Origin of the sequence: Microcella putealis (assembly GCF_004216575.1) — a bacterium.
GTDB classification, from domain to species: Bacteria; Actinomycetota; Actinomycetes; order Actinomycetales; family Microbacteriaceae; genus Microcella; species Microcella putealis.
Genome location: NZ_SGWW01000002.1, coordinates 408,528 through 430,088 on the forward strand (window position 1 = coordinate 408,528; position 21,561 = coordinate 430,088).

Genomic DNA, 21,561 nt, shown 5'->3' on the forward strand with positions numbered 1-21,561 from the left:
CGCTCAAGGCCCGTGACCGGTGCCGAGCGTCGACCTACCGTGATCCCGTGCCACCACTGTCGGTGCGCAGCATCGCTGGTGGATGCCGGTCGAATTCGAAGGGATGGCGCGGGTGTCTGAACCGCTGGTCGCGATCGAGAACGTGAACAAGCACTTCGGTGAGTTGCACGTACTGAAAGACATCACCACCACTGTCGCCAAGGGTGAGGTCGTCGTCGTCATTGGGCCGAGTGGCTCGGGCAAGTCGACGCTCTGCCGGGCGATCAATCGCCTCGAGACGATCGACAGCGGCGAGATCCGCATCGATGGCACGCCGCTTCCCGCAGAGGGCAAGGCGCTCGCCCAGTTGCGCGCCGACGTCGGCATGGTCTTCCAGTCGTTCAACCTCTTCGCGCACAAGACGGTTCTCGAGAACGTCACGCTCGCGCCCACCCGCGTGCGTCGCGCATCCACATCGGATGCTGACAAGCGAGCCATGGAACTGCTCGATCGCGTCGGCGTCGCCAATCAGGCGCAGAAGATGCCCGCGCAGCTGTCGGGCGGCCAGCAGCAGCGCGTCGCGATTGCTCGCGCGCTCGCCATGGAGCCAAAGCTCATGCTGCTCGACGAACCGACGAGTGCCCTTGATCCCGAAATGATCAACGAGGTGCTCGACGTCATGGTGCAGCTCGCCAAAGACGGCATGACGATGATCGCGGTCACCCACGAGATGGGCTTCGCGCGCCGCGCCGCTGACCGCGTGCTGTTCATGGCCGACGGTCAGATCGTCGAAGAGGCGACGCCCACCGAGTTCTTTGACGCGCCGAAGAGCGCTCGCGCGCAGGACTTCCTGTCGAAGATCCTCAGCCACTGACGTGGCGGCCACGACAGCACGTGGCCGTCCTGCAACACACACAGCACCACCACACGAAACCCTGGAGGACTGCACATGCGACTGACACGGAAAACCACTCTGGCGAGCGCGGCAGCGATGCTGCTGCTCGGCCTGACGGCATGCGCCCCCGCCGGTAGCGCCGGCCCCGGCGGCATCGACGACGAGGGTGACGCGCCGTCGACCGCCACCGGCAATGGCCCCTACAACCTCGAGATCGCCGAAAACCCCGAGTTCGAAGCCGGCACCACCATGGCGGAGATCGCTGAGGCCGGCACTCTGCGTGTCGGCACGAAGTTCGACCAGCCGCTGTTCGGACTGCAGGGCCCTGACGGCACCCCGGTCGGCTTCGACGTGGCGATTGCGGCGCTCATCGCCGCCGAGCTCGGCATCGCGTTCGAGGACATCGAGTGGACCGAGGCCCAGTCGGCCGTTCGCGAGTCGTTCCTCGAGTCGGACCAGGTCGACATTGTCGTGGCGACGTACACGATCAACGACGCCCGCAAGGAGCGCATCGACTTCGCCGGGCCGTACTTCATCGCCGGTCAGGACATCATCGTGCAGGCGGGCAACCCCGAGGGCATCACCGGCCCCGAGGACCTCGCGGGCCTGCCGGTCTGCTCGGCCGAGGGTTCGACCCCGGCCGCGACGATTGCCGACGAGTACGGCGCCGAGCTGCTCGCCGCCGGTGGATACAGCGACTGCCTCGACCCGCTGCGTAACGGCCAGGTCGTCGCAGTGACCACCGACAACGTGATTCTCTCGGGCTTCGTTGACCAGAACCCCGGCGAGTTCGAGCTGCTGGGCGAGACCTTCACGGAGGAGCCCTACGGCATCGGCCTGCCCCTCGGTGACGACGCCTTCCGCACGTTCATCAACGACGTGCTCGAGGAAGCCTTCGCCAATGGCACGTGGGCGCGTCTCTACGAAGAGACCGCGGGCACGGTGCTCGAGGTACCCGAGCCCCCGATGGTCGACCGCTACTAGGCGAGAGACACCGACGGTTCCCGGTGGGTGGCTGCACGCCTCGCGCGTCGCGGCCGCCCATCGGGCGCCCCGCCCCGATACCCCGATTCACACAACTGAGGACGGTTGAGCGTGCAATTCCTCATTGAGAGTGGCGATGTCCTCCTCGAGGGTTTTCTCTCGACGCTGAGGATGCTCGCGCTGACTGTGCTTCTCGCAGTTCCCCTCGGCATCCTGCTCGCGGCGATGCGCATCTCGCCGGTTCCCACCCTTCGTTGGGTCTCGGCTGGGTTTACTGAGCTGTTACGCAATACGCCCCTGACCCTCGTCTTCTTCCTCTTGGTGTTCGTGCTGCCGCGGCTGGGGGTCATCGTTGACTTCCAGATCAGTGCGATCGCCGCACTCACGCTCTACACCGCTCCGTTCTATGCAGAGGCGATCCGCTCGGGCATCAACTCGGTTCCGTCCGGTCAGGCAGAGGCCGCTCGTTCCCTCGGGCTCACGTTCGGTCAGACGGCAAGCCTCGTGATCATTCCCCAGGCGATCCGTACGGTCGTCCCGCCGCTCATCAACGTGACGATCGCCCTGACGAAGAACACCTCGGTGGCGGGCGGCTTCCTCGTCTTCGAACTCTTCGCCTCGAGTCGTCGCCTCGCCAACAACTACGCCGACGAGACCATCGCGATCTTCCTCGTGGTCGCCGCGTGCTATCTCGCGATCACCATCCCGCTGGGCCGTCTCGCCGACCAGCTCGAGAAGAAGGTGGCGGTGTTGCGATGACCTCCGTTCTCTATGACGTCCCGGGGCCGCGTGCGCGCCGACGCGCACTCATCGCGTCGATCATCACGGGAATCGCCCTCGCCGGCGCCCTCGCCTGGGTCATTGTCACGCTGACGGGCGAGGGTCTGTTCGACGCCGATCGCTGGGATGTCTTCCGCGACCCGGTGGTCTGGGGCGCGCTGGGCGGCGCCCTGCTCGTCACGCTTCAGGTCGCGGCGATCGCGAGCGTTCTTGCCGTGCTTCTTGGCAGTGTCTTCGCTCTCTTGCGACTGTCCAGACTGAAGGTAGTTCGCGTTCCCACCACGGTCGTCCTTGAGTTCCTGCGCGGCATGCCGGTGCTGCTCATGATGTTCTTCATCCTCATCATGTTTGCCACGTCCCAGTACTGGGCCGTCGTGATGGGGCTCGCTCTGTACAACGGGGCCATCATCGGCGAGGCACTCCGGGCCGGCATCGTCGCACTTCCCAAGGGTCAACGTGAAGCTGGTCTCGCCCTGGGCATGACGCCCCTGCTCACTCGCCTGCTGGTCGAGTTCCCTCAGGCGTTCCGGGCCATGACGCCGATCATCGTTGCGCAGCTCGTCGTGTTGCTGAAGGACAGCTCGCTTGGCTACATCGTGGGCCTGGAAGAGCTTGTGCGTCGCCAGCGCACTCTCGCCGAGTTCTACGGCTTCTCGCAGTACGGGTTCTCGTTCTTCGTGATCACCCTCTTTGCATTCCTCATCGTGAACCTCGTGCTGTCGATGCTCGCCCGGCGCCTTGCGTCTCGTGATCCCGCGGGTCGCGCGAGCCGCCGCGCCGCGCGGAAGACCACGGGCGAGAACGCCGACACCACGGCGATTGCCTCCATTCGAACCCGGCGTTCCGAGGCGCAACCACCGGTCGCGCCGCCGAGCGACCACGGAGGCGGCGACGGAGGCAACTAGCGTGCAGCGCGGCCCGATTAGACTCGGTGCTCGTGCCTGACAGCCTCCCTATTACTGACGACGCCGTTGCGTCGGCCGTCGATGCGGCGCTCGCCGCCATCGACGCCGCGGGCGACACCGCCGCGCTGAAAGCCGCCCGATCCGCTCACGCGGGTGAGCAGTCCGCCCTCGCCCGCTTGAATGCGAGCCTGCGCGACGTGCCCGCCGAGCAGAAGGCCGCGCTCGGCAAGCTCGTGGGCCAGGCCCGCGGCCGCGTTCAGCAGGCCTTCGCCGCGCGCGAGGAGGCGCTCGCCGCCGACGAGGAGGCTCGTGCTCTCGCCGCTGAAGCGATCGACGTCACGGCCGTGGCCCCGCTCGGGCTCGCCGGCGGCCGCCACCCGCTCACCACCCTCATGGAGCAGATGAGCGACATCTTCGTCGCCATGGGGTGGGAGGTCGCGGAAGGCCCTGAGCTCGAGAACGAGTGGTTCAACTTCGACGCGCTGAACTTCGACCCCGACCACCCGGCCCGCGCGATGCAGGACACCTTCTTCGTCGAGCCAGAGGATGCGCACCTGCTGATGCGCACGCACACGAGCCCCGTGCAGGTGCGCGCGTTGCTCGAGCGCGGCCTCCCGTTGTACGTCGTGGCGCCGGGCCGCGTGTTCCGCACCGACGAGCTGGATGCGACGCACACCCCGGTCTTCCACCAGATCGAGGGCATCGCGATCGACAAGGGCCTCACGATGGCGCACCTGCGCGGCACGCTCGAACACATGGCCCGCACGATGTTCGGCGAGGGCGCCCGCATTCGTCTGCGCCCCAGCTACTTCCCGTTTACCGAGCCCAGCGCCGAGCTTGACGTCTGGCACCCCACCTTCCGCGGTGGTGCGCGCTGGATCGAGTGGGGCGGCTGCGGCATGGTCAACCCGAACGTGTTGCGCGCGGCCGGCGTCGACCCCGAGGTGTACCAGGGCTTCGCGTTCGGCATGGGAATCGAGCGCACCCTGATGTTCCGCAATGAGGTGCACGACATGCGCGACATGGTCGAAGGCGACGTGCGGTTCACCCAGCAGTTCGGAGTGAGTGCCTGATGCGCGTTCCCCTGTCTTGGCTTCGCGAGTGGGTCGAGCTGCCCGAGCGCGCTGACGCCGACCACGTCCACGCCGCCCTCGTCAAGGTGGGGCTTGAGGAGGAGGCCATCCACGGCTCATCCCTCACCGGCCCCATCGTCGTGGGGGAGGTGCTCGAGTACGTCGACGAGCCGCAGTCCAACGGCAAGACGATCCGCTGGTGCCAGGTGCGCACCGGCCCGAGCGACTCCGGCGAGCCCGAGGTGCGCGGCATTGTCTGCGGTGCGCACAACTTCCACGTCGGTGACAAGGTCGTCGTCGCTCTGCCCGGTTCGGTGCTGCCCGGCCCGTTCCCCATCAGCGCTCGCAAGACCTACGGTCACGTCTCCGACGGCATGATCGCGAGCGCCCGCGAGCTGGGCCTCGGCGACGAGCACGACGGCATCCTGCGCCTCGTGACGCTCGGGCTCGACCCCGAGGTCGGCACCGACGCCATCGCGCTGCTCGGCCTCGACGATGTGGCCGTTGAGGTGAACGTCACCCCCGACCGCGGCTACACGCTGTCGATTCGCGGCATCGCCCGTGAGTACTCGCACGCGACGGGCGCTGCGTTCCGCGATCCGGCCAAGGCCCGAGAGGTCGGTGAGGCCGACGGCTTCAGCGTTGAGGTGCGCGATGACGCTCCCATTCGCGGTCGTCGCGGCTGCGATGTCTTCGTCACGCGGGTCGTGCGCGGCCTCGATCCGACGCGTCCGACTCCTCCCTGGATGATCGCGCGGCTGGGCCTCGCCGGCATCCGCTCGATCTCGCTGCCGGTCGACATCACCAACTACGTGATGCTCGAGCTCGGCCAGCCCATTCACGCGTACGACCTGTCGCGGCTCAGCGGCGGCATCGTCGTGCGACGCGCGGTCGCGGGGGAGACGCTGACCACCCTCGACGATCAGTCGCGCACGCTTGACCCCGAAGATCTGCTCATCACCGACGAGTCGGGGCCCATCGGCCTCGCTGGCGTGATGGGGGGCGCCAGCACCGAGGTGAGCGACGCGACGACCGACGTGCTCATTGAGTCGGCCAACTTCGACCCGGTCTCGATCAGCCGCACCGCTCGCCGTCACAAGCTGCCGAGCGAAGCGTCGAAGCGCTTCGCGCGCGGCGTTGATCCGCTCGTTGCCGCGCCCGCCGCACAGCGCGTCGCCGAGCTGCTGGTTGAGCTCGCCGGTGGCACGATCGACACGCTCGGCTCTGAGTGGATCGAAGCGAAGCGCCCCGAGAGCATCGCGTTGCCAGAGGGCTACGTCGACGGCCTCGTCGGGGTCGACTATTCGCTCGACGAGGTCACCGACTCGCTGACGGCGATCGGCTGCCAGATTCGCCTGGAGGGTGAGGGCTGGATGGTCGAGCCGCCGAGCTGGCGACCCGACCTCATCGACGCGCCCTCGCTCGCCGAAGAGGTGGCGCGCATCGTCGGCTACGACCGCATCCCGGCCGTGCTGCCCGTCGCGCCGCCCGGCCGTGGGCTCACGCGCACCCAGCGGGTGCGTCGTGCGCTGGGCGCGTCGCTCGCCGCCGCCGGTTTCAGCGAGGTGCTGAACTACCCGTTCTCGACCTCCGCCCAGGTCGCCCTGATGGATGGCGACGGTGCGCCGACCATGCGGCTGGCGAACGCGCTCGACGCCGAGGCCGCGCACCTGCGCCGCAGTCTGATCCCGGCGCTCGTCGCCACCGCCCACCGCAACCGCTCGCGGGGGCTGCTTGATCTGGCCCTCTTTGAGGTGGGTCGGGTCTTCCGACCCGAGGCGGGCGTGGCCTACGGCGTCGACGCCGTGCCGTTTGGTTCGGCGCGCCCCAGCGATGACGTCCTCGCCGACCTGAACGCGAGCATCCCGCCGCAGCCCTGGCGCGTCGCCGTGCTCGTGACGGGCGACCGTCGGCCGCGCGGCATCGGCCAGTCGGCCGAGCCGGCCGGCATCGCGGATGCGCTCGGTGCCGCGCACCTCGTCGCGTCCGCGGCGGGTGTCGCCCTCGAGGTGCGCCAGGGGTCCCACCCCACCCTGCACCCGGGCCGCACTGCCGAGCTGTTTGTCGGCGAGCAGTCCGTCGGGTTCGCGGGCGAGCTGCTGCCGCGCATCGCCGTCGCGCACGACCTGCCGCGTCGGGTCGCCGTGCTCGAGCTCGACCTCGACGCACTGATCGCGCTGGGAGAGGGCGAACTCGTCGCCGAGAGCCTGTCGGCGTACCCGGCGGCGACCCAAGACCTGTCGCTCGTGGTGCCGGTTGAGGTGCCCGCGGGCGAGCTGCGCCAGGCCGTGGTCGAGGGCGCGGGCGAGCTGCTCGAGTCGGCGACCCTCGTCGACGACTACCGCGGCGAGGGCGTTGAGGCCGGCACGAAGTCGGTGACGCTCGCGCTGCGCTTCCGCGCCGCCGACCGAACACTGACCCAGGCCGAGGCCACCGAGGCGAAGATGGCGGGCCTCGCGCTCGCCGCCGAGCGTTTTGGGGCGAGCCTGCGGGCCTAAGCTAGAGCAATGCCGTATTCCGTCGCGATCGCCGGGGCGAGCGGGTACGCCGGCGGCGAAGTGCTGCGCCTGATGGCGCGCCACCCCGAGCTCGAGGTGCGCACGGTCACCGCGCACTCGAACGCCGGAGCCGCGCTCATCGACGTGCACCCGCACCTGCGCTCGCTCGCGCACCTGACCTTCGTCGAGACGACGCCCGAGAACCTGCGCGGCCACGACATCGTGGTGCTCGCCCTGCCGCACGGCACGTCCGGCGCGATCGCTGCCGAGCTCGACGACGACGTGCTCGTGCTCGACTGCGGGGCCGACCACCGCCTCACGAGCGAGGCCGATTGGGCCCGCTACTACGGCGGCGACTACCACGGCTCCTGGAGCTATGGCCTCCCCGAACTGCCGCACGCCGACGGCTCGCGCCACGGTGATGTGCTGACCGGTGCCCGCCGTGTTGCGGTGCCGGGATGCAACGTCACGGCCGTCTCGCTGGGACTGGCCCCGGGCATCCATGCCGGCCTTCTCCGCGACAGCGACCTGACGGCGGCGCTCGCCGTCGGTCCGTCCGGCGCCGGCCGCGCGCTCAAGACCAACCTGCTCGCGAGTGAACTGCTCGGCTCTGCCCAGCCGTACGCCGTGGGCGGCGTGCACCGGCACATCCCCGAGATCCTGCAAAACCTCCGCCTCGCGGGTGCCGAGAGCCCGACCATTTCGTTCACGCCGGTGCTCGTGCCGATGGCGCGGGGCATCCTCGCGACGATCACGGCGCGCGTCGCCGACGGCGTCACAGCCGAGCAGCTGCACGCCGAGTATGTCGCGCGCTACGCCGACGAGGCCTTCGTTCACGTGTTGCCCGCCGGCCGCTACCCGTCAACGGCTGAGACGGTCGGCGCCAACACCGCGCTGATCGGCGTCGGCCTCGATGCCGACGCGGGCCGCGCGGTCATCATCGTCGCCCTCGACAACCTCGTGAAGGGAACAGCAGGAGCCGCCGTGCAGTCGCTCAACATCGCCCTCGGCCTGCCCGAAACGCTGGGGCTTCCGATCGACGGGGTCGCCCCGTGACCGTCACGGTGCCCGCCGGCTTCACCGCCGCGGGTATCGCCGCGGGGCTCAAGAGCTCTGGCGCGCCCGACCTCGCGCTCATCGTAAACACCGGTCCCCGCGACGCGGCCGCCGCCGTGTTCACCTCCAACCGCGCCCAGGCGAACCCCATCATCTGGTCGCGCCAGGCGATCGCCGACGGCCGCGCGCGGGCCATCGTGCTGAACTCGGGCGGAGCCAACTGCTTCACCGGCCACGAGGGCTTCCAGACGACGCACGCCACGGCCGAGGCCGTCGCCGCAGCCCTCGACCTGGGCGCGGGCGAGGTGCTCGTCTGCTCGACGGGCCTCATCGGCGAGCAGCTCGATCGCCCGAAACTGCTGGCGGGCGTCGAGGCGGCATCCGCCGCTCTCTCCGCCGACGGCGGGGCGGATGCTGCCCGCGCCATCATGACGACCGATTCCGTTCCGAAGGTGGCCGAGCACCGCGACGCGGCCGGCTGGGCGATCGGCGGCATCGCGAAGGGCGCGGGCATGCTCGCACCGGGCCTCGCGACGATGCTCGTCGTCGTCACGACCGACGCCGATCTCGACGCCGCGACCCTCGACCGCGCGCTCCGCGCCGCCACCCGCGTCACCTTCGACCGGCTCGACTCCGACGGGTGCATGTCGACGAACGACCAGGTCACGCTCATGGCGAGCGGAGCATCCGGAATCGTTCCCGATGAGGCGGCGTTCACCGCCGCCCTCACGGCCGTCTGCCAGAGCCTCGCCGAACAGCTGCAGCACGACGCCGAGGGCGCGAGCCACGACATCCGCATTCGCGTCGCGAACGCGGCGACCGAAGACGACGCCGTCGAGGTGGGCCGCTCGGTCGCGCGCAACAATCTCTTCAAGGCCGCCGTCTTCGGCAACGACCCCAACTGGGGGCGCGTGCTCGCCGCGATCGGCACGACCCGCGCCGACTTTGACCCGTACGCGGTCGACGTCGCGATGAACGGCGTGCGCGTCTGCGCCGCCGGCGGCCCCGACCGACCCCGCGACGAGGTCGACATGACCCCGCGCACGCTCGTCGTCGACATCGACCTCAAGGCGGGCGCGCACCGTGCCGAGATTCTGACCAACGACCTCACGCACGACTACGTGCACGAGAACAGCGCCTACTCCAGCTGATGACGACTCTCCACGACTCTGCCGACTTCGCGCTCGCCTCCGAAAAGGCGGCGACGCTCATCGAGTCCTTGCCGTGGCTGCGGCGATTCCGCGACCGCATCGTGGTGGTGAAGTTCGGCGGCAACGCGATGGTCAGCCCCGAACTGCAGCAGGCCTTCGCCGACGACATGGTGTACCTGCAGACGGTGGGCCTGAAGCCCGTGGTCGTGCACGGCGGCGGCCCGCAGATTTCGAAGATGCTCGACAAGTTCGGCATCGAGAGCGAGTTCCGCGGCGGCTACCGCGTGACGAGCACCGAGGCGATCGACGTCGTGCGCATGGTGCTGGGTGGCCAGATCAGCCGCGAGCTGGTGGGACTCATCAACGCGGCGGCTCCCGGATCGGCGGCCGCCGTCAGCGGCGAGGATGCCGGCCTCTTCCAGGGGCGCAAGCGCGGCGTGATGGTCGACGGCGAAGAGGTCGATCTGGGCCACGTGGGCGATGTCGTTCACGTCGACCCCTCGGTGGTGTTCGCGCACCTCGATGCCGGTCGTATCCCGGTCGTCTCGTCGATCGCGCCCGACGTCGATCACCCGGGCCAGAGTCTCAATGTGAACGCCGACGCCGCCGCCGCGGCCCTCGCGATCGCTCTGCAGGCCGAAAAACTGATCGTGCTCACCGACGTCGCTGGCCTCTACAGCGACTGGCCGAACCGCGACTCGCTCGTGTCGAGCATCACCGCGTCAGAACTTCGCGCCCTCGTGCCGAGCCTCGAGTCGGGCATGATCCCGAAGATGACCGCGTGCCTCGACGCCGTCGACGGGGGCGTGAAGCGCGCCGCGATCATCGACGGCCGCCAGCCGCACTCCATCCTGCTCGAGATCTTCACGAAGCAGGGTTTCGGCACCGAGGTGGTTCCCGCATGAGCCCGCTCCTTCCCGAACAGACCCCCGAATCGGATGCTCTGCGCGCCCGATTCGCGCGCGTCGCGATGCGCTCCGCTCCCGTTCCGCAGGCCGTGTTCGTGCGCGGTGAGGGCGCATACGTATGGGACGCCGACGGCCGGCGCTTCCTCGACTTTCTCGCCGGCATCGCCGTCAATTCGCTCGGGCACGCGCATCCCGCTCTGGTGGATGCCGTCGCCGAGCAGGCGGCGCGCCTGATTCACGTCTCGAACTACGTGACGACACCGCAGGGCATCGCCTTCGCCGAGCGCCTCGTGCGGCTGACGGGCGCGGGTGAGACGGGCCGCGTGTACCCGGCCAACTCGGGCGCCGAGGCGATCGAGGCGGCCGTGAAGCTCGCCCGTCGCACCGGGCGCCCGCGCATCATCGCCTTCGAGAACGGCTTTCACGGCCGCACGATGGGGGCGCTCGCCGTGACGGGCAAGCCGGCCCTGCGCGCACCGTTCGAGCCGATGCTTCCGGGCGCCGAGCACATCCCCACGAACCTCGCGGCGCTCGAGGCGGCCATGGGCGACGACGTCGCCGCGGTGCTGCTCGAGCCGATCAAGGGTGAGGCGGGCGTCATGCCGCTACCCGAGGGATTCCTGACGGCGGCTCGCGAGCTGACCACCCGGCACGGCGCGCTGCTCATTGCCGACGAGATTCAGACGGGCGCCGGTCGCACCGGCGACTGGTTCGCCACGCAGCACGAGGGCGTCATCCCCGACGCGTGGGTGCTCGCAAAGGGCATCGGCGGGGGAGTGCCCGTCGGGGCCCTCGTCACGACGGGAGCCGCAAGCGACCTGTTCACGCTCGGCCAGCACGGCTCCACGTTTGGCGGCAACCCGCTCGCAACGGGCGCTGCCGACGCCGTCCTCGCCGAGATTGAGCGTGCCGACCTTGTCGGTAACGCCCGCCGCCGCGGCGACGAGCTGCGCGCCGGAATCCTCGGACTCGGCAGCCCGCTCGTCACCGAGGTGCGCGGCCGCGGCCTGCTCCTCGGCGTGGGCCTCGCCGGCGAGGTCGCCCAGCGCGTTGTCGACGAGGCGATGCGTCGCGGGCTGATCGTCAACGCGCCGAATGCCACGACCATCCGTCTCGCCCCGCCGCTCATCATTGGCGACGCTGAGATCGCCGAATTCCTGACCCTGTTCGCCGAGAGCCTGGAGGCCGCATCATGACCGCGACCGCAACCCGTCACTTCCTGCGCGACGACGACATCACCCCCGCCGAGCAACGCGAGATCCTCGACCTCGCCGCCCGCCTGAAGGCTGACCGCTACGCCGAGCGCCCGCTCGCCGGCCCGCAGACGGTAGCGGTGATCTTCGACAAGTCGTCGACCCGTACGCGGGTCAGCTTCGCCGTCGGCATCGCAGACCTCGGCGGCCAGCCGCTCATCATCTCGACCGCCTCCAGCCAGTTGGGTGGAAAAGAGACGCCGTCCGACACGGCGCGCGTGCTCGAGCGCATGGTGTCGGCGATCGTGTGGCGCACCTACGCGCAGGCAGGCCTCGAAGAGATGGCGGCCGGCACGACGGTGCCCGTCATCAACGCGCTGAGCGACGATTTCCACCCGTGCCAGCTGCTCGCCGACCTACTGACGATCCGCGAGCACAAGGGCGAGCTCGCCGGTCTCACCGTCGCCTTTATCGGTGACGGCGCCGACAACATGGTGCACTCGTACCTGCTCGCGGGCGCCACCGCGGGCATGCACGTGCGCGTCGGCAGCCCCGCCGAGTACCACCCGAAACCCGCCGTGCTCGACGACGCCCGCCGCATCGCGGCCGAGACGGGCGGCTCGATCACCGTGACGACCGACCCGCGCGAGGCGGTTGCGGGTGCTGATGTCGTGGTGACCGACACCTGGGTGTCGATGGGCAAAGAAGACCAGAAGGCCGCCCGCGTCGCGATCATGTCGCCCTACCGCGTCGATGAGGCGCTCATGGCGCACGCCGCCGATGACGCACTCTTCCTGCACTGCCTCCCCGCCGACCGCGGCTACGAGGTGACCGAGGGTGTGATCGATGGCCCGCAGAGCGTGATCTGGGACGAGGCCGAAAACCGCCTGCACGCCCAAAAGGCCCTGATGGTGTGGCTGCTCGCGCGCTCGGCCGGCGGCTCGGGGGCGCGCGCGTGAGCGGCGCCACCAACGAGGGCTCGCTCTGGGGCGGCCGCTTCTCGTCGGGCCCCTCGCCCGAACTGCAGCGGCTGAGCCGCTCGACCCACTTCGACTGGCAGCTCGCTCCGTACGACCTCGCGGGCTCGCGGGCGCACGCGGAGGCGCTCGCCGCGGCCGGCTATCTCACCGACGATGAGCTCACGCGGATGCTCGCCGCACTCGAGAGCATCGAGGCGCGTTTCCGAGACGGCACGCTCGCCCCTCGCCCCGAAGACGAAGACGTGCACGGCGCCCTCGAGGCGGCGCTCGTGGCGGAGGCAGGCCCGGAGCTCGGCGGCAAGTTGCGCGCGGGCCGCAGCCGCAATGACCAGATCGCGACGCTCGTCCGCATGTACCTGCGCGACCACGGCCGCGTGATCGCCGACGAGCTGCGTGCGCTAATCGGGGCGCTCGCTGCCCAGGCCGACGCGCACCCGGGCGCGGTCATGCCGGGCCGCACCCACCTGCAGCACGCGCAGCCGGTGCTGCTCGCGCACCACCTCTTGGCGCACGCCTGGCCGCTCGTGCGCGACATCGAGCGCCTGCGCGACTTCGCGGCGCGCGCCGACCGCTCGCCGTACGGCGCCGGAGCCCTCGCGGGCAGCTCGCTCGGCCTTGACCCGGCCCTCGTCGCCGCGCGCCTCGGCTTCTCGGGCCCGACCGAGAACTCCATCGACGCCACGAGCGCCCGCGACCTGGTCGCCGAGTTCGCGTATGTCGCCGCGCAGATTGGCGTCGACCTGTCTCGCCTCGCGGAAGAGATCATCATCTGGAACACCCGCGAGTTTGGCTTCGTCACCCTCGACGACGGCTATTCGACGGGGTCGTCGATCATGCCGCAGAAGAAGAACCCCGATATCGCCGAGCTCGCGCGCGGCAAGGTCGGCCGTATGATCGGCTCGCTCACGGGGCTGCTCACGACGCTCAAGGGCCTCCCGCTCGCCTACAACCGCGACCTGCAGGAGGACAAGGAGCCCGTCTTCGACGCGGTCGAAACGCTCGAGGTGCTGCTTCCCGCGTTCACGGGCATGGTCGCCACGCTGCGGTTTGACACCGAGCGGATGGCGACACTCGCGCCGCAGGGCTTCTCGCTGGCCACCGACGTCGCCGACTGGTTGGTGCGGCAGGGCGTGCCCTTCCGCGAGGCGCACGAGATCTCGGGCGCGCTCGTCGCGCACTGTGAGCGCGCGGGCCTCGAGCTGCACGAGCCGAGTGACGCCGACTACGCGTCCATCGATCCGCGACTGACGGGCGAGGTGCGCAGCGTGCTCACGGTCGAGGGTTCGATCGCCTCACGCTCGGGCGTCGGCGGCACCGCTGCGTCCGCCGTCGCCGCGCAGCGCGCGCACCTCGACGAGCGGCTCGCCGCCCTCGCGTGACGGCTCCGAGCAACGACTCCGTGACCGCTGCTGACGGGACCGCGGCGCTGCCCGACCCCGTCGCGGAGGCACTGCTCGCCGCCGACCCGCTCGACGCCGCCCCGCGACTGCTCGGCTCCGTGCTGCACGGCCGCGGAGTCGCCGTGCGTATCACCGAGGTCGAGGCCTACCGCGGTTCCGACGACCCCGGATCGCACGCCTTCCGCGGCGAAACCCCGCGCACGCGGCCCATGTTTCTGGGTGCCGGTCACGTGTACGCGTACGTCACCTACGGCATGCACACCTGCGTCAACCTGGTCTGCGGTGAGGCGGGCACGGCCTCGGGTCTGCTCATCCGCGCGGGCGAGGTGGTGGTCGGCGAGGTGCTCGCGACCGAGCGCCGCCGCGGGGGAGTCGCCACCCGCCGCATCCCGCCCCGCGACCTCGCGCGCGGCCCCGCCCGCCTCGCCCAAGCGCTCGGGGTGACGCTCGGCGATTCGGGCACCCCGCTCGCGCCCCTCGACCGTCCCGAGCTCGACCGGCTGCGTCTCGAGGTTCACCCGGCGATCCCCGCCTCCGCGATCGCCACCGGCCCCCGCGTCGGCGTCGCCGGTCCGGGCGGCGATGGGGATGCGCATCCCTGGCGATTCTGGATCGCCGGCGAGCCGACGGTGTCGCCCTATCGCGCGGCCGCTCCCCGCGGCCGACCACCCGCCCGCTGATAGCCTCGTCGGGTGACCGACGCCCCTGAAACGCTGACCGCGCCGCGCCTCGATGACAGCTTCGACACCCTCTGGGACGAGCTGCAGTGGAGGGGTCTCGTGCACGTCTCGACCGACGCCGAGGCCTTGCGCGATGTCTTGGCCGGCGACCCGATCACCTACTACTGCGGCTTCGACCCGACCGCGCCGAGCCTGCACCTCGGCAATCTCGTGCAGCTGCTGCTGATGCGACGCCTGCAGCTTGCCGGCCACCGCCCGCTCGCCCTCGTCGGCGGCTCGACGGGCCTCATCGGCGACCCGCGCCCGACGGCCGAACGCCAGTTGAACGATCGCGAGACCGTCGCCGAGTGGGTGGGGTACCTGCAGCAGCAGGTCAGTCGCTTCCTGTCGGCCGATGGCCCGAACGCCGTGACGCTCGTGAACAATCTCGACTGGACGGCGGGTCTCAGCGCCATCGACTTCCTGCGCGATGTGGGCAAGTACTTCCGCGTCGGCACGATGCTGAAGAAAGACGCGGTCGCCGCCCGCCTGAACTCTGATGCCGGTATCTCGTACACCGAGTTCAGCTACCAGATTCTGCAGGGCTATGACTTCCTCGAGCTGTACCGCCAGCACGGCTGCATCTTGCAGACCGGCGGCAGCGACCAGTGGGGCAACCTGACGAGCGGCACTGACCTCGTGCACAAGGCCGAGGGGGTGAGCGTGCACGCCATCGGCACGCCGCTCATCACGAACAGCGACGGCACGAAGTTTGGCAAGAGCGAGGGCAACGCCATCTGGCTCGATGCGGCGATGTGCTCGCCGTACACGATGTACCAGTTCTGGCTCAACACCGACGACGCCGACGTGGTTGACCGCCTGAAGGTGTTCACCTTCCTGAGCCGTGACGAGATCGACGACTACGCGCGTCTTGTCGCCGACGAACCATTCCGCCGGGCCGCCCAGCGCCGGCTCGCTCTCGAGGTGACCGGTCTCGTGCACGGTGAGGATGCGGTTCGCGCGGCGATCGCCGCCTCTCACGCCCTCTTCGGGCAGGGGGATCTCGCCGAATTGGATGCGGCCACGCTGCGCGCGGCCGTCGCGGAGTTGCCCGGGGCGGATGTCACGGCCGACGACACCGTCGTGGCAGCCCTCGTCGCGACGGGGCTCAGCTCGAGTGCGAGCGACGCGCGGCGCGCGATCGCCCAGGGTGGGGTGTCGGTCAACAACGCGAAGGTCGACAGCGAGGACCAGCTGCTGGGCTCAGCCGCCCTGGCCGGGGGAGTCGCGGTTCTTCGTCGGGGCAAGAAGACCCTCGCGGGGCTGCGCTTCCCGCGGTAGCGGGGGCGGCGTCTGGCCCGGAACCCCCGGAAACTCGGGGGAGTTCGGCGCGACACGCCCGGGATACGGTCGAGATTTGCCGAGTGTCCCAAACGCCCGTAATGTCTTCTCTTGTCAGCCCGACGGAGCGGAAAGAGCGAGAAGCTCGAAGCCAGCTACCGGGCCTGAATCCTCCAAGACAGAGCAGCCCTTGCGGGTGCGCTCATCGCCAAGTAGGATTCCAACTCCCCCCGCAGGTTAGACACTGCAACACGATGTCCGGATCACCGGAACATCCGATTTGCAGAGTGTCTCCCGGGTGGTTACAGTAGGAAAGTTGCCCTGGCAGGGCGGTCGAGAGGCCGACCACCAGGAGCGTCCGATCCTTGAGAACTCAACAGCGTGCACTAAGTCAATGCCAAATAACCTCGACGGTTGGTCTCGACCAACCGGATGAGATTCCTTTGGATTGAAACGAATGTCAGTAGATATTCAACTTCAGTCAGATTGAACTCGTGCGGTACTTCGGTACTTCACACCAAATGTGCCGGCAGCTTGCTGCCGAGCAGATAAACATTTACGGAGAGTTTGATCCTGGCTCAGGACGAACGCTGGCGGCGTGCTTAACACATGCAAGTCGAACGATGAAGCCGGAGCTTGCTCTGGTGGATTAGTGGCGAACGGGTGAGTAACACGTGAGTAACCTGCCCTTGACTCTGGGATAAGCGTTGGAAACGACGTCTAATACCGGATACGAGCTGAGACCGCATGGTCATTAGCTGGAAAGAACTTCGGTCAAGGATGGACTCGCGGCCTATCAGCTAGTTGGTGAGGTAACGGCTCACCAAGGCGACGACGGGTAGCCGGCCTGAGAGGGTGACCGGCCACACTGGGACTGAGACACGGCCCAGACTCCTACGGGAGGCAGCAGTGGGGAATATTGCACAATGGGCGAAAGCCTGATGCAGCAACGCCGCGTGAGGGACGACGGCCTTCGGGTTGTAAACCTCTTTTAGCAGGGAAGAAGCGAAAGTGACGGTACCTGCAGAAAAAGCACCGGCTAACTACGTGCCAGCAGCCGCGGTAATACGTAGGGTGCAAGCGTTGTCCGGAATTATTGGGCGTAAAGAGCTCGTAGGCGGTTTGTCGCGTCTGCTGTGAAAACGCGAGGCTCAACCTCGCGCCTGCAGTGGGTACGGGCAAACTAGAGTGCGGTAGGGGAGATTGGAATTCCTGGTGTAGCGGTGGAATGCGCAGATATCAGGAGGAACACCGATGGCGAAGGCAGATCTCTGGGCCGTAACTGACGCTGAGGAGCGAAAGCATGGGGAGCGAACAGGATTAGATACCCTGGTAGTCCATGCCGTAAACGTTGGGAACTAGATGTAGGGACCATTCCACGGTTTCTGTGTCGCAGCTAACGCATTAAGTTCCCCGCCTGGGGAGTACGGTCGCAAGACTAAAACTCAAAGGAATTGACGGGGGCCCGCACAAGCGGCGGAGCATGCGGATTAATTCGATGCAACGCGAAGAACCTTACCAAGGCTTGACATATAGAGGAAACGTGCAGAAATGTACGCCCCGCAAGGTCTCTATACAGGTGGTGCATGGTTGTCGTCAGCTCGTGTCGTGAGATGTTGGGTTAAGTCCCGCAACGAGCGCAACCCTCGTCCTATGTTGCCAGCACGTAATGGTGGGAACTCATGGGAGACTGCCGGGGTCAACTCGGAGGAAGGTGGGGATGACGTCAAATCATCATGCCCCTTATGTCTTGGGCTTCACGCATGCTACAATGGCCGGTACAAAGGGCTGCAATACCGCAAGGTGGAGCGAATCCCAAAAAGCCGGTCTCAGTTCGGATTGGGGTCTGCAACTCGACCCCATGAAGTTGGAGTCGCTAGTAATCGTGAATCAGCAACGTCACGGTGAATACGTTCCCGGGCCTTGTACACACCGCCCGTCAAGTCATGAAAGTCGGTAACACCCGAAGCCAGTGGCCCAACCGCAAGGAGGGAGCTGTCGAAGGTGGGATCGGTGATTAGGACTAAGTCGTAACAAGGTAGCCGTACCGGAAGGTGCGGCTGGATCACCTCCTTTCTAAGGAGCTTCTGATGCGCTGCTTCGGCAGCTGCATCCAGAGCCGGAACTGAGACGAACGTTCTCAGCCGGTTTGCTCAAGGGTGGAACATTGATTTAGGTCGTCGGCGGAAGCCGGCTTGTCAGTACGTCCCTCGGGACAGGAAATCAAGCCGTCGGATGCTGGCGACGTGCACGCTGTTGGGTCCTGAGGGACCGGGCGCGGGGAAACCCGAGCTAGGAACCTCGGACTTCTGGGCAGTCGCCATGTTGGCTGACTGCAGGGAGTGCCGACCGTATGTTGAGAACTACACAGTGGACGCGAGCATCTTAGAACTGATGCCTTCGGGTATCAGATCTACGATCTAGATTTATTTAGATCATTGGTCAATCTGCAGCGTCGAACCTTCGGGGGAGATGCTGTCGATCGATTCATACTCATGTAGTCAAGTTTCTAAGAGCAAATGGTGGATGCCTTGGCATCTGGAGCCGAAGAAGGACGTAGCAATCTGCGATAAGCCTCGGGGAGCTGATAAGCGAGCCCTGATCCGAGGATGTCCGAATGGGGAAACCCCGCTGGGCGTACTTGTGCGACCTAGTGACTCCCGCCTGAATATATAGGGCGGGTAGAGGGAACGTGGGGAAGTGAAACATCTCAGTACCCACAGGAAGAGAAAACAAAAGTGATTCCGTTAGTAGTGGCGAGCGAAACCGGAAGAGGCTAAACCGATCATGTGTGATAGCCGGCAGGCGTTGCATGGTCGGGGTTGCGGGACTTTCCTGTTGTTCTGCCGAACAGCAAGGGTTACAGCGCGATATAGACGAATGGCATTGAAAGGCCAGCCACAGAGGGTGCCAGCCCCGTAGTCGAAATGTCGTAATGGCCCGGAGAGTATCCCAAGTAGCACGGGGCCCGAGAAATCCCGTGTGAATCTGTCAGGACCACCTGATAAGCCTAAATACTCCCAGATGACCGATAGCGGACAAGTACCGTGAGGGAAAGGTGAAAAGTACCCCGGGAGGGGAGTGAAATAGTACCTGAAACCATTTGCTTACAAACCGTTGGAGGGGCCCTAGTAGCCCTGACAGCGTGCCTTTTGAAGAATGAGCCTGCGAGTTAGCGATATGTGGCGAGGTTAACCCGTGAGGGGTAGCCGTAGCGAAAGCGAGTCTGAATAGGGCGATTCAGTCGCATGTCCTAGACCCGAAGCGAAGTGATCTATCCATGGCCAGGTTGAAGCGACGGTAAGACGTCGTGGAGGACCGAACCCACTTAGGTTGAAAACTGAGGGGATGAGCTGTGGATAGGGGTGAAAGGCCAATCAAACTTCGTGATAGCTGGTTCTCTCCGAAATGCATTTAGGTGCAGCGTTGCGTGTTTCTTGCCGGAGGTAGAGCTACTGGATGGCCGATGGGCCCCAAAAGGTTACTGACGTCAGCCAAACTCCGAATGCCGGTAAGTGAGAGCGCAGCAGTGAGACGGTGGGGGATAAGCTTCATCGTCGAGAGGGAAACAACCCAGACTACCGACTAAGGTCCCTAAGCCTGTGCTAAGTGGGAAAGGATGTGGAGTTGCATAGACAACCAGGAGGTTGGCTTAGAAGCAGCCACCCTTGAAAGAGTGCGTAATAGCTCACTGGTCAAGTGATTCCGCGCCGACAATGTAACGGGGCTCAAGCACAGCACCGAAGTCGTAGGATTCGTATATTTGGTAGGCCTTCGTGGTCCAGCCGTACGGATCGGTAGGAGAGCGTCGTGTGGCCAGTGAAGCGGCGGTGTAAACCAGCCGTGGAGGCCACACGAGTGAGAATGCAGGCATGAGTAGCGAAAGACGGGTGAGAAACCCGTCCTCCGAAAGACCAAGGGTTCCAGGGCCAGGCTAATCCGCCCTGGGTAAGTCGGGACCTAAGGCGAGGCCGACAGGCGTAGTCGATGGACAACGGGTTGATATTCCCGTACCGGCGAAGAACCGCCCAAGCTAATCCAGTAGTGCTAAGAGTCCGAATCCTCTTTTCAATACACCTTCGGGTGTGGCGAGCTGAGGGCTAGCACTCGACCCCATGCTGGTGCGGCTAGCGTATTAACAGGTGTGACGCAGGAAGGTAGCTGAGCCGGGCGATGGTTGTCCCGGTGTAAGGACGTAGGGCGAGAGATAGGCAAATCCGTCTCTCACATAGCCTGAGATCCGATGCGTATCCCTCACGGGAGAAATCAGTGATCCTATGCTGCCGAGAAAAGCATCGACGCGAGGTTCTAGCCGCCCGTACCCCAAACCGACTCAGGTGGTCAGGTAGAGAATACCAAGGAGATCGAGAGAATCGTGGTTAAGGAACTCGGCAAAATGCCCCCGTAACTTCGGGAGAAGGGGGGCCGGATTCGTGAAGGGATTTACTCCTGGAGCGTTGAAGGCCGCAGAGACCAGTGGGAAGCGACTGTTTACTAAAAACACAGGTCCGTGCCAAGTCGCAAGACGATGTATACGGACTGACGCCTGCCCGGTGCTGGAAGGTTAAGAGGAGGGGTTAGCGCAAGCGAAGCTCTGAATTTAAGCCCCAGTAAACGGCGGTGGTAACTATAACCATCCTAAGGTAGCGAAATTCCTTGTCGGGTAAGTTCCGACCTGCACGAATGGCGTAACGACTTCCCAGCTGTCTCAACCGCGAACTCGGCGAAATTGCACTACGAGTAAAGATGCTCGTTACGCGCAGAAGGACGGAAAGACCCCGTGACCTTTACTACAGTTTGGTATTGGTGTTCGGTGTGGCTTGTGTAGGATAGGTGGGAGACTGTGAAGCGGGCACGCTAGTGTCTGTGGAGTCGTTGTTGAAATACCACTCTGGTCACTCTGGATGTCTAACTTAGAACCGTAATCCGGTTCAGGGACAGTGCCTGATGGGTAGTTTAACTGGGGCGGTTGCCTCCCAAAAAGTAACGGAGGCGCCCAAAGGTTCCCTCAACCTGGTTGGCAATCAGGTGTCGAGTGTAAGTGCACAAGGGAGCTTGACTGCGAGACTGACAGGTCGAGCAGGGACGAAAGTCGGGACTAGTGATCCGGCAGTGGCTTGTGGAAGCGCTGTCGCTCAACGGATAAAAGGTACCTCGGGGATAACAGGCTGATCTTGCCCAAGAGTCCATATCGACGGCATGGTTTGGCACCTCGATGTCGGCTCGTCGCATCCTGGGGCTGGAGTAGGTCCCAAGGGTTGGGCTGTTCGCCCATTAAAGCGGTACGCGAGCTGGGTTTAGAACGTCGTGAGACAGTTCGGTCCCTATCCTCTGCGCGCGCAGGAAGATTGAGAGGATCTGACCCTAGTACGAGAGGACCGGGTTGGACGAACCTCTGGTGTGTCAGTTGTTCCGCCAGGAGCACCGCTGATTAGCTACGTTCGGGATGGATAACCGCTGAAAGCATCTAAGCGGGAAGCCGGCCTCAAGATGAGTCTTCCAAGTCCTTCGGGACGAGAGGCTCCCAGCCAGACGACTGGGTTGATAGGCAGGATGTGGAAGAGGGGACTAAAGACCCTTGCAGCTGACCTGTACTAATAAGCCGATAACTTGACAACACCTTCCCTCGGGAGGGTTGAGTATGCGCTCGCGTCCACTTTGTGGTTCTCGATTTACGGTCGAGAACTACGCACAGACAGCACACTGTGAGAGCAGTGCTTGGCATGTCTGTCCGTAAACGATTGATAAATCAATAGTGT

At 66.0% G+C, this 21,561-nt stretch carries 14 protein-coding genes and 2 rRNA genes; all 16 read left to right on the plus strand.

Annotated features, from left to right (window positions below; all coding sequences use genetic code 11):
- Positions 1–103: 103 nt before the first annotated feature.
- The 16 genes from EV141_RS06870 to EV141_RS06945 all read left to right on the plus strand — a co-directional run bounded on the left by EV141_RS06870 (position 104) and on the right by EV141_RS06945 (position 21,420).
- Positions 104–853, plus strand: a complete 750-nt coding sequence (locus EV141_RS06870) for an amino acid ABC transporter ATP-binding protein (protein WP_130485359.1) — start codon at positions 104–106, stop codon at positions 851–853.
- Between the two features lie 75 nt (positions 854–928).
- Positions 929–1,858 (plus strand): glutamate ABC transporter substrate-binding protein, encoded by a 930-nt coding sequence (locus tag EV141_RS06875; RefSeq protein ID WP_130485214.1) that lies wholly within the window; start codon positions 929–931, stop codon positions 1,856–1,858.
- Positions 1,859–1,969: 111 nt separating this feature from the next.
- Entirely contained in the window at positions 1,970–2,617 is a 648-nt protein-coding gene (locus EV141_RS06880) for an amino acid ABC transporter permease (protein ID WP_130281821.1), read from the plus strand.
- Positions 2,614–3,543: an amino acid ABC transporter permease gene (locus tag EV141_RS06885; RefSeq protein ID WP_130281823.1), complete on the plus strand. Its 930-nt coding sequence runs from the start codon at positions 2,614–2,616 to the stop codon at positions 3,541–3,543. Before EV141_RS06880 ends, EV141_RS06885 begins: the two co-directional genes overlap by 4 nt.
- Before the next feature lie 32 nt (positions 3,544–3,575).
- Entirely contained in the window at positions 3,576–4,616 is a 1,041-nt protein-coding gene (gene pheS, locus EV141_RS06890; protein ID WP_130485215.1) for a phenylalanine--tRNA ligase subunit alpha, read from the plus strand.
- Entirely contained in the window at positions 4,616–7,114 is a 2,499-nt protein-coding gene (pheT, locus tag EV141_RS06895; protein WP_130485216.1) for a phenylalanine--tRNA ligase subunit beta, read from the plus strand. The genes pheS and pheT overlap by 1 nt, the downstream gene beginning before the upstream one ends.
- 9 nt (positions 7,115–7,123) lie before the next feature.
- Positions 7,124–8,170: an N-acetyl-gamma-glutamyl-phosphate reductase gene (gene argC / locus EV141_RS06900; RefSeq protein ID WP_130485217.1), complete on the plus strand. Its 1,047-nt coding sequence runs from the start codon at positions 7,124–7,126 to the stop codon at positions 8,168–8,170.
- The gene (gene argJ / locus EV141_RS06905; RefSeq protein ID WP_130485218.1) at positions 8,167–9,321 is read left to right on the plus strand and encodes a bifunctional glutamate N-acetyltransferase/amino-acid acetyltransferase ArgJ; all 1,155 of its coding nucleotides are present in this window, start codon (positions 8,167–8,169) and stop codon (positions 9,319–9,321) included. Before argC ends, argJ begins: the two co-directional genes overlap by 4 nt.
- Positions 9,321–10,226: an acetylglutamate kinase gene (gene argB, locus EV141_RS06910; protein ID WP_130485219.1), complete on the plus strand. Its 906-nt coding sequence runs from the start codon at positions 9,321–9,323 to the stop codon at positions 10,224–10,226. The genes argJ and argB overlap by 1 nt, the downstream gene beginning before the upstream one ends.
- Positions 10,223–11,425 carry an acetylornithine transaminase gene (locus tag EV141_RS06915; protein WP_130485220.1) on the plus strand — a complete coding sequence of 401 codons (1,203 nt, stop codon included), beginning with the start codon at positions 10,223–10,225 and terminating at the stop codon, positions 11,423–11,425. Before argB ends, EV141_RS06915 begins: the two co-directional genes overlap by 4 nt.
- Positions 11,422–12,381: an ornithine carbamoyltransferase gene (gene argF, locus EV141_RS06920; RefSeq protein WP_130485221.1), complete on the plus strand. Its 960-nt coding sequence runs from the start codon at positions 11,422–11,424 to the stop codon at positions 12,379–12,381. Before EV141_RS06915 ends, argF begins: the two co-directional genes overlap by 4 nt.
- Complete coding sequence (gene argH / locus EV141_RS06925) at positions 12,378–13,781, plus strand: argininosuccinate lyase (RefSeq protein WP_130485222.1); 1,404 nt, start codon at positions 12,378–12,380, stop codon at positions 13,779–13,781. Before argF ends, argH begins: the two co-directional genes overlap by 4 nt.
- Positions 13,782–13,801: 20 nt before the next feature.
- Complete coding sequence (locus EV141_RS06930; protein ID WP_241969142.1) at positions 13,802–14,482, plus strand: DNA-3-methyladenine glycosylase; 681 nt, start codon at positions 13,802–13,804, stop codon at positions 14,480–14,482.
- Between the two features lie 12 nt (positions 14,483–14,494).
- Positions 14,495–15,802, plus strand: coding sequence for a tyrosine--tRNA ligase (gene tyrS / locus EV141_RS06935; protein WP_130485223.1), 1,308 nt, complete (start codon positions 14,495–14,497; stop codon positions 15,800–15,802).
- Positions 15,803–16,357: 555 nt separating this feature from the next.
- Positions 16,358–17,878 (plus strand): 16S ribosomal RNA (locus EV141_RS06940).
- Positions 17,879–18,301: 423 nt separating this feature from the next.
- Positions 18,302–21,420, plus strand: a 23S ribosomal RNA gene (locus EV141_RS06945).
- The 16S and 23S rRNA genes sit together here, the layout of an rRNA operon.
- Positions 21,421–21,561 lie beyond the last annotated feature (141 nt).